The following is a 15056-nucleotide window of genomic DNA, read 5'->3' as shown; positions in this document are numbered from 1 at the left end:
TATAAACCACTTAATATTACACGGCCCAAAGCATCATACTTGGTAAACAACCATTCTTTTGGTGATTTAGCTGCTTGTACGGCATCCTGACTGAATACCACCTGATCCAAGGGGTTATAAACCATATATTCCCATCCCTTACCCGGAATCTTCTTTTCAACTAAACGTTTACGCCCGTCATAATGATAGCCATAAATAAAGTTGTTAAAGTTGGTATCGCTTTCAGTGAAAGAGGTAACCGGGCTTTGCCCGTTTTCATTTACTGCGGGAGGCAATACATATCTTAAATTTCCATAATCATCGTAAACGTAATAGGTAGAAAGGCTTTTGCTGTTGGTTTCCCAAGTCCTTTTTAATACCACATGCCCTTCAAAATCTTTAAACTCTTCAACCGTGCCCATCTTATCATCTGCTGGTTTCCAGTTCTCATCTTTGGAAATCGTTTTATATAGTTTGCCCGGCAGGTAAAATCCTGCACTTGCCCCGTTATCGGCCGCGTTTATCGTCCAGAGTTTAACTTCGTTCAATGCATTTGTTCCATAATCCATTTTTACCGTATGCCCCGCTAAACTGTTTGGTGCAGGTTGCCAGGCTAATCCTGGGGCGCCTTGTTCCAATACCCGGTTTAAGGGGCTGGCCTCAAATACTGTTTGGCTAAAAGGCGTAGAGATAATCGGGATGCCGCTTGTGGCAGGCTGGCTGAGGTAAAAAGAAGATTGCCCGGTTAGTGCATCAGCCCGGTAGCTGCCGTTGCTTCCTGTACTGGCGGCATAGGGCAGGTATTTAAATTGTTCACGTCCAAAGGCATCGTAAACCACAGGCTGCACCAGATCTTTTCCTGTAGGGCTGCCTTGCACCGTAACAGTTTGTAGCGGCCGGCCCAAGCCATCAAAGTATTGGATGGTTTGATTTTCATCGCATACCAGTCTTGCGTTACCCAACGTGGCTTCGGTTACGCCACGCTGTTTAAATATTCGGGTTAAAACATAGTTTTGGTTGCTGCTCGGTAAGGAGACCAAAGGAAAACAGTTCTGCAGGCTTTTACCTGTCGTATAAATCCGAACGTTACCTGTAGCATGGAAACCGTCGGTTAAGGTTACACTTAAGGGGGCGGTAATCTCTGCCTCACCATTATAAGTACTTACTGTTTTATGGTCTTGTGCCTTTAAGCCAAAACCACTGAGCAGTAAAAGGAGAACGGAACTATAATTTAAATATCTTTTCATGAGGCGCTAGTTTTTATAATGGTAGGCATTGTTTTTAATGATATTACCGTTTTGGTCTTTAACATTTTTTAACCGCTGAAATTCATCATACTCATAATAAGTAGTAAGGCCTTTTGTATCGGTACTACTCGTCATTCCAACCAATGGTTTATAAGTATAAGTTGTGATTTGGGCATCGGGCAAGCCTGTTCTTAAAGGAGCTAAAAAAGCCTTAACTTCCGCATCTGTAGGGTTAGAGTTGCTGAAATTATTAACTACAGTTGCACCTCCCAAAACATTCTCCACCGTAGCATAATCTGCATTCTTAATCTCGGCAATTGGGTATTGGGTATTGTAACTATATAAATATGTAGTTTTGGTGCCTTTAACATTATTTAAACTAAGAAGATTCCCAACATTATCATAGTTTATGAAAGATAACCTTTCCTCCATAACCTGATCAGTCGTGGATAATTTACTGATTTTTGATGGCATAACCAATGTTCCAAAATTATCATAACCATTTGCCTCTTTGGATACAAGCTGATTATTAACAAAAACTGATTTTTCTAAAACTGCATCATTTACCATCTTGTTTTTTAATAGATCAGCGCCATAACTTCCATCCGTATAATCAACAGGATATTTAATTAATTCTGTATTAATCAGACCTCTACTACTAATTTGTTCTGTTTTACTATTTAATAAATTAGCCGCGTTTTGGGTATAAGAAACCTGGGTCGTTAAAATCATTCCTCCGTCATACATTTTAGTTTCGGTGGTATCAAGATGCATCCAACCTGTACTGACATTATATACATCATGACTAAAATCATCTAATAATGATATCGATCTAAAGTTTTTTAATGTTGTTTTGAGCCCAAAACCATAGCTACTGCCAGATGGATTGTACAATGCGTATTTATTCCTCACTTCCTTTTTTAAAACATATGCATTGTCTTTAAAGCCATAAGTTCTTTCATTCTGTAGCATTCCATTAAAAAAATCTCGGTTATCGGCCGGAGCAAAAGGTAGCTGATTACTTGGCTGGGTAAAAACTGGCGGGGCATATACATACTCATTTTTACCTAATACTCCATATTTATCAATGTATTCGGTAATTTGAGCATAACCCACCGGATTACCATTGGTTGTACCCAGCCCTGTATTGGATACTGCGGTAACACAAAGCCACTGACAATATGCACTTATTCCATTATAATTAAGAACATTATATTTATAGTAAGGCACACTAAGAATAGTTCCGCTAGATTCATTCGAAGCATTAAATTTCGTATAGCTATATCGCTTGGTAAAAGTTTGACTGCTATTAGGCTCAAAATTATCTATCTGTTTAATTCTCAACCCACCAACTTTAACATTATGAGCGGTTAATGGATTTTCTCTAAAAGATTCGGGCCAGGTTAATACAAAGCTAAAGTTTTGAATTTTGGTCTGAGGATTTGGAATGAAACTGTAATCTGCTGTTACTCTATAATTTCCTTTTTTAAGGAAATATGTTTTCCCGTAACTTGCCTGATTGATTTGAATACTCGTTCCATTAGGGTAATATAATCTAATATCTGGACAACTAAACCCAGTACCAGTACAACCAAAACTACCGCTAAGTTTTGCGAAAATACCGCCGCTACCTAAAAAGTCTTCACTGATTACAAATGCTTTCTCAAAGTAGGTGTCCGTATAAGATTGTCCATTTAAAAAAAACACCTTATCCGTGTATTTTAAATCAAAATCGGCAGGTAATGAATACGCAGTATTATTTTCATAAGTAAAAGACGTACTTCCGCCAGTTGGATAGCTGATTTTCTGAAGCACAGCAGCTTGGGCATAAGTCTCATCAATTTGCTTATTGGCTCCAGGAATACTTACATAAGTATTACTAGCTACATTATAATAATAATCAGCCGGTGTAAAAAGATCGTTATTAGATGAATTATTAAAGTATCCCCAATGATCTTGATCGTAAGAAAGTCGATGCGGAAGGTCAATGGGATTATAAGTAAATGTATAACTGCCTAACGCTCCGTTACCAACGCCAACTTTATCTAAAAACAAACGTTTACCATATTCAACACCATAAGGAGAATTGAAAGAATTTGTATAGCGATAGCTAAAATTGTAAGATTTAATCACTTCATCCTTTAAATTTTTAACAAGCATCTGATCAAGTACTTTGTCGCCTGGCAGATCTTCTCTGGCTGCACCTGCAATGAAATCAATATAACCTCCAGAAAAGCGGATTTTCTTAATACGCAAGGCACTAACCGTGGTTACAGTATAACTTTCTCCGGAAGAGGGTACATTACAGCCTTGATCAAACGCAATATATTTACTGCGGCTGCCAATAGAACGCTGTGTATACCAAAAACCCTCGTAATCAAAATAAATCGTTTCTGAGGTGTTTTTATCTACAATCTGAGACAAATACCAACTGCTGGCAAAAGTTTGATTTGATTTTGGCGTTGTGCCAATACTAGTTTGTGCACCTGCCTTTGTAGTAGATGTATAAGCTGTTTCTTCCCGATCTAAAAAGTAATAATCATGCCCAGAATTATCAGATATTTTCCATCCATATTTTCCATTCACAGTTACCCATTCAATTTTATTCTTTTTAACTGGCGCTTCTTGTATGGTGCCATCATATCCATAAAAAAACTTCCCCGCACCATTAGGGTAATTAAAAAAGAAAATATCAGGTTCTGCATCTGTCCTTCCATCCATTACTCGATTCAAATAATCAACTGATACTCCTTCAGACATTCCTCCAGCCATAAATGAGGCTATTTCCTGCCGAGCAGAGCTAGTGCTATAACCTATAGCCGATTCATCAGGCATTCCTACTAATTGACGAGTTATAACACCGCCTGCATTAAGGCTCCATTGCAACCCAACCCAGGGGGCCACACCTTCTACCTTTACACCAGATGAATTATAGCTCAAGGATATGGGTATACTTAAACTTTTAGTTTGAATAGTATATAAAGGAATCGTAATATCAGCTTGCCCAGTATACATGCTTACCTGACTTTCTCCATACGCACCTAACGAAGCCGCGTTTGGTGAAGCAGGAATAATTGGATTGGGGTTAGGGAGTTTTTCAGGAGCAACCTGGGCATGGGTATATTATATTTAATAAAAATACAATAAATAGTAAGGGCGTTTTAGATGAGATCATTTTTAAAAAATTTTAAGAATAGCTTATTTTTATTAGAAAATGGTAGAATTTATTTATTGAAACCGTTTTTTTTAATGCATTGACTTTCAAAATATTAATTAATAACTTAAATTATTTTGCTGAATTTTTAGTTTAATGCAAACCTTAATCAATTAAATAGAAACAGTATACTTAGTTGATTGCGCCGCTAAAAAGTTGGCATCAAATGGTGGATCCCAATTAGCGATAAAAAAAATGAAAATGGCTTTAATAAAACCTGGAGAATTTTTTGAAAACTTAAATTTTTAAATTTCCCTTGATTGAGCGTTAAGAGATTCATCTGTGTCTTAAAGTAATTTTACTATTTAATTTGGGGATGATTCAGCCAAGATAACTGTTGATTTAGACAAAACCAAAATACAAGCAAATATTTTTCAAACTTTAAAAAGCGATCAAATAATAAGAAACCTGAGGATAAGTAGATAAAATATTTATTATTGAAAATATTCTATTTGTTTTGATTTATTTCAAAACAAATTAAACTGTAGTATTTCAAAATGTAAATCACCTCTAATAAATCATAGCACATAAATTATTCAAGCAATATTGTAATCGTTATAATACAATATCCTAAAAACTTGTATTCCATGGAGATAAATACTATTTTTGAAATACGTAAATCCTTATTATCAACTTTTTGCCGAATACTACACCAATAACTCAATCTTTTGAAGAATTGTTTAGCAATAGCTATGCGAAGCTGTGCCATTTTGCAATGCAATTTGTTAAAGATGATGAGGCTGCAAAGGATATTGTGCAAGAAACCTTTGTAATGTATTGGAACAGGAAGGATGAAATAGATGCCCAAAGTGTACCAATAATGGGATTTTTATATTCATCTGTTAGAAATGCCTGCTTAAACAAACTGCGCAGACAAAAATTAGAAACCGTTTTTTTAAACAAACAGGAAGAAGAACCAGCTGAGGAAGCAATTGCTTTAAATGCAATGATTAGAACAGAGGTAATTGCTGAATTGGCTTTGATAATTTCGACGTTACCAGAAAATTGTCAGCGAATTTTTAAAATGGGATATTTAGAAGGACTCAAAAACCAACAAATTGCAGATAAACTGGGTATAAGCATTAATACCGTTAAAACTCAAAAAAAACGCGGTTTACAGTTATTAAAAGTGCGTTTAAATCCTGACTTTTTTGCTCTTATTTCAGTTTTTCTAATAAATATCCGTTAATCAGAAAAATATTTTCATTTCCTTTCACCCCTTTTTCTTTTTCAGGTTTATTATAATAGACTATGAAAAAGCATCAGCCCTCTCCAGATACAGCTTCACTTATAATAAAGTTTTTAAAGAACGAACTGCAAGGTCCGGAAAAAGAAAATTTTGAAAAATGGCGTGCCGCTAATCCAGAAAATGAATCACTAGTAGAATCTTTTCGGGATACCGCAACTGTACAAAAGGAAATTGATTACTTTAATGCAGTAGATGTAAAAGCCGGCTGGGAGGCCATTAACGCTAAAATTACCACTCCATCTAAATCATTTCAATGGCACAAACTGGTACGCTATAGCGCAGCAGCAGTTTTATTACTTTCTATCGGTATAGGAACTTACCTCTACACATCACAAAATAACCAGCAAAATATTGCCCAGCTTGGAAAAGTTTATGATATTTTGCCTGGAAGCTCAAAAGCAACTTTAAGCATGAGCGATGGCTCACTCATAAACCTGAGCAATGCATCTATGCAAATTAATGGTAAAGATGGATCAAACATCGACGCCAAATCGGGTGTGTTGGCGTTCAAAAATGGAACGCACCAAAAAGGATTTAACCAATTAAGAACACCAAAAGCTGGAGAGTATCAAATGGTCCTTCCTGATGGTACAAAAGTATGGTTAAATGCGGCCTCTACCCTTACATTTCCTGTTAGCTTTAATAAAAACGAACGTAGGGTTGAATTAAATGGCGAGGCTTATTTTGAAGTAGCCCACAACAAAGCGCTTCCATTTGTGGTGGCGTTTAACCAAACAGAGGTTGAGGTTTTAGGAACACATTTCAACATTAGTTCTTATGATAAAGCGAGTAAAACTACGTTGCTTGAGGGTGCCGTTAAAATTCGCGAAGGAAACCATCAAACCGTTTTAAAACCTGGTGAAGAAGCTGATATCAGCAACAATAAGTTTGAAGTTACTAAAGTAGATACTTACAAATCCATTGCATGGAAAGAAGGCATATTTTATTTCAACAATGATGATTTAACCAGTATTCTAGATCAGGTTGCCAGATGGTATGATGTAAAAATTGAATACAAAGGCAATATAGGCAACAAAAAATATAGTGGAAACATACGTAGGCAAGCAACCCTAAACCAAGTGCTTGAAATGCTTAATGCTGTAAGTGGCGTTAATTTCACCTTATCTGAAAGAACTGTAACCGTTAATTTTCAACAATAAAATACACACCCTAAACCAATCAACTATGTAATAAACCGATACTTCCCCTAAACTTTCAGAATACACTAAAAAAGAAATCCGGAAACACTGCAATGTTCCCGGAAGTAATAATGTGCTGTTCTGTTTTGATGATTTCGAATTCAACCAATTAAAAACCAACACGTACAAAAATATGAAACATTTCCTTCCCGGCAAGTGCACGGGAATATACAGGTCATTTAATAGAAACACGCTATTAGTTATGAGGTTAACTCTTTTTTTATTAATTGCCGGCACACTGGCGGTTAGAGCCACTGGATACGCCCAAAAAGTAACCTTATCTGTTCGCAATGCAGATATGGAGCGTGTATGTTTAGACATAAAAAAGCAAAGTGGCTTTTTCTTTTTATACGATGCCGATGTACTAAAAAAATCAGGTCTGGTAAGTTTAGAGCTTAAAAATGCAGATTTAACTCTAGCATTGCAACAGCTTACCAATGGCAAGGCTTTAAACTATCGCATTATTGATAAAACAGTAATTATCAGCGAATTAAAACCTAATGGAAAGCACCAACAAGATGATATTACCATAAAGGGAACTGTTAAATCAAAGGAAGCTCCTGGCCAACCAGATTTAACCATGCCCGGGGTAATTGTTATGGTTAAAGGCTCCAACAAGGTGGCTTCTACAGATAATAATGGCTCGTTTACCATTCAGGCACCTGCTAATGCTACCCTTGTATTTTCTATGCTTGGTTATGGAACCAAAGAGGTACCTGTAAACGGCAATAAAATTATTAATGTTGTATTGCTGCAAACGGCGAGTGATTTGCAAGAAGTAATTGTAACTGCTTACGGTACTTCTGAAAAAAAGGAAAACCAAATTGGAAGTGCCGCTGTGGTAACAAGCAAAGATTTGGAACGTAAACCTAGCAATAGAATCGACCAGCTTGTAGAAGGGCTTGTTGTTGGTTTACAAAACGAAGTACAAGATGGAACTGCCAGCAGTGCAAGACCAAGATATCAAACCAGAATTCGTGGAGAAGCTTCTTTTGGTGCATCAAACGAGCCACTTTGGGTTTTGGATGGTATCCCCATTAAAACAGGTAACGAAACCAACCAAATTTTGGGTACAAATACCAGTATTAGTCCGCTAACCTATTTAAACCCAAATGATATAGAATCTGTTGTGGTTTTAAAAGATGCTACGGCAACTTCTATTTATGGTGCTGATGGCTCAAATGGTGTAATTTTAATTACCACAAAAAAAGGTGCTGCCAATCAAAATTCTATTAATTATAGTTTCAGAACAGGAATTAACCTAATTACCAATAACAAATTTCATGTTTTAAATGGCGCCGAATACAGAGAGTTGTTTACGGAATCTTATCGCAATAATACCTCATTAGACCAAAGTAAAATGCCTGATTTTGGAAATACGAGTACCGATTGGTATGATGTATTTTTTAGAACCGGAGTAACCACCCAACATGATGTTTCTTTTTCTGGTGGAACAGAAAAAACCCGTTATTATATATCAGGAGCATATTATAATGAAAAACCAATCATGATTAAAAACCAAACGCAAAGGTTTTCGAGCAGAATTAATATAGATCAAAAAATTAATAAATCGATCAATATGTTTTTCCGCTTAGGTGCTTCATATAACATTAACAATATTTTTAATCCTGGTAATAGCTATTACATTAACAGGCCGATAGATAGTCCGTTTAACCCTGATGGAAGTTATGTTTTAAAGTTTTATAATAAACTGGCTGATGCTGAATATAATGACAACAGACAAAAAGCAACTGCTATTGAAGGGAATATTGGTGGTCAGATTAAGATTTTACCATCACTTACTTTTACCACTACCAACGGTATTGACTACACTAAAATTAAAGAAAACATTTACAGTTCTATGTTTGCTTATAGCGATAGAGGTGTTGGTTACGCGTTGAAAGGGAATACTAAAAATTTTAACTGGAACTCTCAACAACGTCTTAATTATGATAAAACAATTGGTAAGCATGAGTTTTCAGCGTTGCTAGGTGCGGAAGCTAAAAGTGAAGATCGGGATACTTACGGTAGCAATGGTTCAGGATTTGTTTCTGATGACATTAGAGATGTAAACCTTGCCAAAGTAATTAAATATACTTACTCAGGTGATGAAAAAACTGGTATTTCTTATTATGGACAGCTTAGATATACTTTATCGAGCAAATACAGCTTATTAGGAAGTTTTAGAAGAGATGCAAGTTCTGATTTTGGATCTGACGTAAAATGGGCAACATTTAATTCAATCGGTGGTTCATGGACAATCAGCAACGAGAAATTTTGGAACATTAAGCAGATTGATTTCGCCAAGCTTAAATTAAGTTATGGTACAAATGGAAACTCCCGAATTGGTGCCTACAAATCAAAAGGGATTTATGATTTTTTAACAAGCGACCAATATAATGGTTTGCAAGGTGCTGTAATGAGTTCTGGAGAAAACCCTCTCCTATCTTGGGAAACTACTTACATTGTAAATGGAGGACTTAGCCTTGGTTTATTTAAAAGAATATCCATGGAAGTAGAGTTTTATCAAAACATTACAAAAGGCATGCTGGATGCTGTTGATGTTACCCGTACTACAGGCTTTACCAGGATTTTACAAAATATTGGTTCAGTTAAAAACAGTGGAATTGAGTTAACCTTAAACACGCAAAATATTATTAGAAAGAATTTTGAGTGGAGAACTAAATTTAACATCGCACACAACAGAAACAAGATTTTAAAATTGTACAATGGCAACGATAAAATTTTAGATAAAGTTATCAGACGAGTTGGAGAAGATGCCAATACATTTTACCTGGTTAGGTGGGCAGGTGTTGATCCTCGTGATGGTAATCCGCTTTGGTATGATGCTAAAGGTAATATTACCAGAGAATTTGATTTAAATAACCGTGTTGCCGTTGGTTCATCTACACCCGATGTTTTTGGCGGAATGACTAATACCATCCAATATAAAAACTTCTCTCTTTCTGCCCTTATGATTTATAATGTTGGGGGTTATGCTTTTAGTGATTTGCAAAGAGATTCTGAATCGGATGGCCGTAATTTATTTGACAACAATCAATCTGCCAATCTATTAGATCGTTGGAGAGAACCGGGAGATTTAGCCAATATTCCCAAATCAGTTTTAAATGCAAATGAAAACAACGCACGAAACTCTACACGCTTTTTGCATAAAAAAACCAGTTTACGTTTACAAAACGTGAGCGTAAATTATGCCTTCTCAAATACTTTGGTTAAGAAAATTAATTTACAACGTGCAAGTGTTTATTTCCAAGCAGATAACGTAGGTTTTTGGACACCTTATAGCAGTTCTTCAGACCGTAACGATTACAAAAACTCATTTAATCCTTATCCACGACCACTTGTTCTTTCATTTGGTTTAAATGTTGGCTTATAATTTATAATTGAGATGAAAAAAATTATCTATACAATAGCATTACTGGTTATACTTTGCAGCACATTAGTTTCCTGCAAAAAATTCCTCGAAAAGCAACCCATTGGGAAAATCGGTAAAGAAACCCTTTTTGAAACCGTAGATGGCGCAAAAATGGCCACGCTGGGTTCTTATAATTTAATGCTCACCTATTACAAAAATAATTTCGGAATGTATGGTGATGCCGCCTCCGATAATTTAATTAGTGGTAGCAGAGCATCTGCCATGCTACAGCAATACAATTTTCAAAGTACATCAACTGATGATGCTTTTGCTGTTGGTACAATTTGGTTAAACATTTACGAAACCATTAATAGCGCCAATAATATTTTAGTAGCAATACCTACGCTTAAAACAAAGTTTCCAGAACAAACTAAAACGCTGGATTCTATTTATGGTCAAGCTTTGGTTATAAGAGCAATTGGTCATTTTGATTTAACCAGAGTTTATGCGCAACCCTATAATTTTACAGGAGATGCTTCACATTTAGGCATTCCTGTGCTAACTAAAACACCTGCGCCAGGAGAACTTATCGCCAGAAAAACAGTAAAGGAAACATATACCCAAATTATCCAAGATTTAACGGATGCCATTCCATTTTTGCAGCAATATGCAAACCACAATACGCAAACGGGCATAACTTATCAGGCTGCATTAGCTTTATTATCAAGAGTATATTTATACAAAGGCGATTGGGCACAATGCATTAGCTACTCAGACCGTGTAATTAACGATGCGGCTTACAAACTTGTGGATGGAAACAGTTATAAAGCCTTCTTCAACACGTATTTTAGCAATAATGTTGGCTCAAAAACCGAAGGGATTTTTCAATTAACAAATAATGGCTTCAATGTTTCAGCATCGAGCATGTTTTCAATCTATTCTGATGCAACTTCTGCTCAATATTCTTCTTCGGTAAAAGTTAGAACTCTTTTTGATAGTGATGATATTAGATTAACCACCATGTTTTATACGCCCACTGCTGGCGATAACGCAGGCAAACCCCTTACCAGAAAGTATGGCGATGGCAGTGTAACTACGCTTACACCGCAGCTTGTTCAGGTAATTCGCTTATCAGAAATTTATTTAAACCGTGCCGAAGCCAAGTGGAATTTGCAACAATATGCACAAGCAGCAGAAGATATTCGTATTATTTCTCAACGTGCGCATCCAAGTAGAACCATCACCATAAATTACGTTTCTAATGATGATTTATACAAGCAAATTGCAAACGAAAGAAACCGTGAACTTTGCTTTGAAGGTCACCGCTTTTTTGATCTCGCAAGGCGAAAAGAAAACCTTCAACGCGGTACAGATTGCAATGCTACAACCTGTAGTCTAAATTACCCAAACAACAAGTTTGTACTGCCAATTCCATCTAAAGAGGTTGAGGCAAATAAAGCAATGATTCAAAACCCGGGATATTAGAATTAAGAAGATGAAAAATAAAATAATTGGTTTAATGGCGCTGGGCTTAGGCTTTGCAATCATGATAACTGCCTGCAAAAAAGAAACTACACCTTATAATAATCCATTTTTTCACATTATGGTTGATAATAAAAGTGCAGTTGAAGTACTTTCCAACCGTAAGGATACGGTAAACTACAATGTTTATTTAAGTGCCGAATTACAGTTTGACCCCATAAATGTACAATACCAGGTAACTATTGGCGACGGCTTAAAAGAAGGGCGGGATTTTGAATTAATAACCAAGGGAACCACCCTAACCTTTCCACAAGGAATATTTGAACGCCCCATAAAAATTGCCTGGAAAGAAGCGGCGTTAGATGCTACAAAAGATAATACCATCACCATTTCATTAATCAGTAATAGCAAAAATTACACATTGGGGCTTCCAGGTCCAGATCAATTACAGAAAAAACTGGTGATTACTAAAAAATAAAGAATAGATGAAGAAGAATATAAAATTTACACTGTTATTAGCCCTTTGCGCATCATTAACAGCCATTAATACATTTGCCCAACAATTAATACAAGATCCTAACCTACTTACAGGAAAGCTTAAAAATGGCTTTACCTACTACATTTATAAAAGCGACAAGGCAAAAGGAAATTCTGTTTTAAGGCTATTTGTAAACGCAGGCTCACTTCAGGAAGATCCCGATCAACTTGGGTTGGCGCATTTTATTGAGCACATGGCATTCAATGGAACCAAACATTATTCTAAAAATGATGTAATTGAGTTTCTTGAATCTAAGGGTGTAAAATTTGGTGCTGACTTAAATGCTCATACCAGTTTTGATGAAACCGTTTATAAGATCAGTATCAATACCAAAGACGAAAAAAACCTTGAAAAATCTATTGATATAATGGGTGATTGGGCTTTTGGAGTAACTTTTGATAGCCATGAAATTGACAAAGAACGCGGTGTAGTTATCGAAGAATGGAGAAGTAAGCAAGGTGCAGAAAATAGATTAAGAGAACAGTATTTACCTGTTTTATTTAACAAATCGAGATATGCAGAACGTTTACCAATTGGCAAAGTAGATATTTTAAAAACCTTTAAACGCCAGCGTATTGTCGATTTTTATGAAAAATGGTACCGTCCAGATTTAATGTCTATTGCTGTAGTAACGGATATTGACCCTAAAAAAGTAGAACAATACATTAAGGCAGAGTTTACTCAATACCAAAGTAAAAGCAAGGCTCCACGGGTTTATTATGAGTTACCAGCGCATCGCGATACCCTTTTCTCCATCATTACAGATAAAGAAGCCCGATCCATTGATTTGAGCATGTTCAATAAAATTAAATCTTTTGGTGCCATTAAAACAGAACAAGATTACAAAACACAATTAACCAAATCATTTTTTAATGCACTTGCCAAAAACCGCTTCAGCAGAATTGCACAACTTCAAAATACATATAATGATGGTGGAATTTCTGTAAGCAATATTGTATTAAAAAATGGTATTGTAGCAGGAAGTGTTTCATTATTTCACGATCAAATTAACGAAGGTATAGCCCAATATTTAAAAGAAGCGCAACGCATTGCCCGTTATGGCTTTACCAGCGATGAAGTAAATAAATTTAAGGCAGAATATATTTCAATCATCAAGCGTGCAGCCTCAGCTGAAGATAAAACACAGCCCGAAGCTTATACAAATGATATTCATGATCTTTTTTACAACGGAAGTACCATGTTATCAAGAGCAGAACGCAATAAATTAGCCTTAAAATATGCCACAGAAATCGACTCTACATCTCTCCTAAATTTCTTTAAATCGGTAAATAAACCGGGCAATACCGTTGTACTATTAACCGCACCAGAAAAAGATGCTAAAAATTTACCCTCAGTAGCTAGCCTAAAAGCTATGTTTGCAAAGGCTGTTTCAGCAAAAATTGCCCCGTGGACGGATAGCCTTACCGTGCCTGCTAAATTATTAGCAAAAGAACCCACAGCTGGAAAAGTAGTTAAAGAAGAAAATATTGCAGCCGTTGGTGTAACCAAATGGACATTATCAAACGGAACAACTGTTTACCTTAAACCAACTACAGAGAAAAAAAATTATATCTCCCTTTCAGGTTTCAGACGTGGAGGAATTTATGCTTTAGATTCTACTCAGTTTGTAACAGCACAATTTGTTAAACCAGTAACAGGATTAAGCGGTGCCGGAGAATTTAGTCGCCGGGCACTAACCCAATACCTGGCAGGCAATTCAGCATCTGCAACTTTAGTATTATCTACTACCCGAGAAGGTGTTGTAGGCAGTGCCGATTGGAAAGATGCTAAAACCATGTTTCAATTGCTTTATTTAAAATGGAATTTCCCCAATGCAGATCCGGTAACTTTTGAGCAAAGCAAAAGAAAAAGTATAGAAACTTTAGAAAACAATAAACAATCACCTAGTTATGCTTACAATAAAGCTTTGGCCGAGTTATTAAAAGGTGATGACGATTATACTTCAGATGTTTCGCCTGAACGCATAAACAAGGAAGTTAATTTTAATGAAATCATCCCTATTTTTAAAAGTCGATTCGGTTCTGCAAAAGATTTTCAGTTTGTAATTGTGGGTGGCTTTAATCCCGATAGCATTAAACCATTGGTAGAGCAATATCTTGGCGGATTACCAACAGGCGATTACAACAATAAGTTTGAATACAAAGGCCCTATTGCGACAGATACAGCCAAAGATGTTTTGGTTTATGCAGGTGCAGCTCCAAAAAGTACCGTAAACTTATTTTACCAAAGCAATAAGGTGAACTACGATTACCCTGAAATTTTAGTACAAACACTTTTACAGGAAGTATTAAAAGTAAAACTACGTTTAAACCTTCGCGAAGAAAATTCTGGTGTTTATGGCGTTGGTGTTTCTATTTCATCAACAAGCATTCCTGCTCCACTAATTCGTTCAAGAATTACTTTCGGCTGTGCGCCAGAATCAGCAGATTTTTTAATTAAACAAGCACAAATTGAGGTTAATAAAGTTGCCAATGACCCTAACTACTTCATTAGCGATTTAAATAACATTAAAGTACAACAAATAGATGGCTATAAAAAACAGGCAGATAAAAACCTTTTTTGGAGTTCATCACTAAGAAATCAATTTTATTTCGGCTTTAAAGATTTTAGCTATTTCAATGATTACGAAAGCATGATTAATAAAATTACGCCAGCAATGGTTTCTGCCTACGCAAAAAAATACCTGGTAGAAACTCCTGTAATAAAAGCAGTTTTAATGCCCGAAAAATCTAAACCAATTAATTAAGCAAC

8 protein-coding genes are annotated in these 15056 nt (G+C 36.0%); 6 read left to right on the top strand and 2 right to left on the bottom strand.

Features of this window, described 5'->3' with window-relative positions; all coding sequences use genetic code 11:
- Window positions 1–1226: DUF6443 domain-containing protein (locus EHC72_RS18305; protein ID WP_246029460.1), on the bottom strand; the 1226-nt coding region annotated here is incomplete at its 3' end.
- 6 nt (window positions 1227–1232) lie between these two features.
- Window positions 1233–4241: a hypothetical protein gene (locus EHC72_RS18300; RefSeq protein ID WP_131539159.1), complete on the bottom strand. Its 3009-nt coding sequence runs from the start codon at window positions 4239–4241 to the stop codon at window positions 1233–1235.
- Between the two features lie 836 nt (window positions 4242–5077).
- Between EHC72_RS18300 and EHC72_RS18295 the strand changes: the two genes are divergently transcribed.
- The 6 genes from EHC72_RS18295 (at window position 5078) to EHC72_RS18270 (ending at window position 15051) form a co-directional block, all read left to right on the top strand.
- Entirely contained in the window at window positions 5078–5629 is a 552-nt protein-coding gene (locus EHC72_RS18295) for an RNA polymerase sigma-70 factor (RefSeq protein WP_165585869.1), read from the top strand.
- Between the two features lie 62 nt (window positions 5630–5691).
- Window positions 5692–6849 (top strand): FecR family protein, encoded by a 1158-nt coding sequence (locus EHC72_RS18290; RefSeq protein WP_131539157.1) that lies wholly within the window; start codon window positions 5692–5694, stop codon window positions 6847–6849.
- A 241-nt stretch (window positions 6850–7090) separates the two neighbouring features.
- A complete protein-coding gene (locus EHC72_RS18285; protein ID WP_165585868.1) occupies window positions 7091–10285 on the top strand; it encodes a SusC/RagA family TonB-linked outer membrane protein in 3195 nt (1064 codons plus the stop codon).
- 12 nt (window positions 10286–10297) lie between these two features.
- Entirely contained in the window at window positions 10298–11749 is a 1452-nt protein-coding gene (locus EHC72_RS18280; protein ID WP_131539155.1) for a RagB/SusD family nutrient uptake outer membrane protein, read from the top strand.
- A 10-nt stretch (window positions 11750–11759) separates the two neighbouring features.
- The gene (locus tag EHC72_RS18275; protein WP_131539154.1) at window positions 11760–12224 is read left to right on the top strand and encodes a hypothetical protein; all 465 of its coding nucleotides are present in this window, start codon (window positions 11760–11762) and stop codon (window positions 12222–12224) included.
- A 7-nt stretch (window positions 12225–12231) separates the two neighbouring features.
- Entirely contained in the window at window positions 12232–15051 is a 2820-nt protein-coding gene (locus EHC72_RS18270; RefSeq protein WP_131539153.1) for a M16 family metallopeptidase, read from the top strand.
- Window positions 15052–15056: the final 5 nt, after the last annotated feature.

It is taken from the genome of Pedobacter nototheniae, assembly GCF_004335085.1.
Taxonomy (GTDB): domain Bacteria; phylum Bacteroidota; class Bacteroidia; order Sphingobacteriales; family Sphingobacteriaceae; genus Pedobacter; species Pedobacter nototheniae.
The sequence above is the reverse complement of the archived record's forward strand: the minus strand, read 5'-3'. Positions and strand labels throughout refer to the sequence as shown.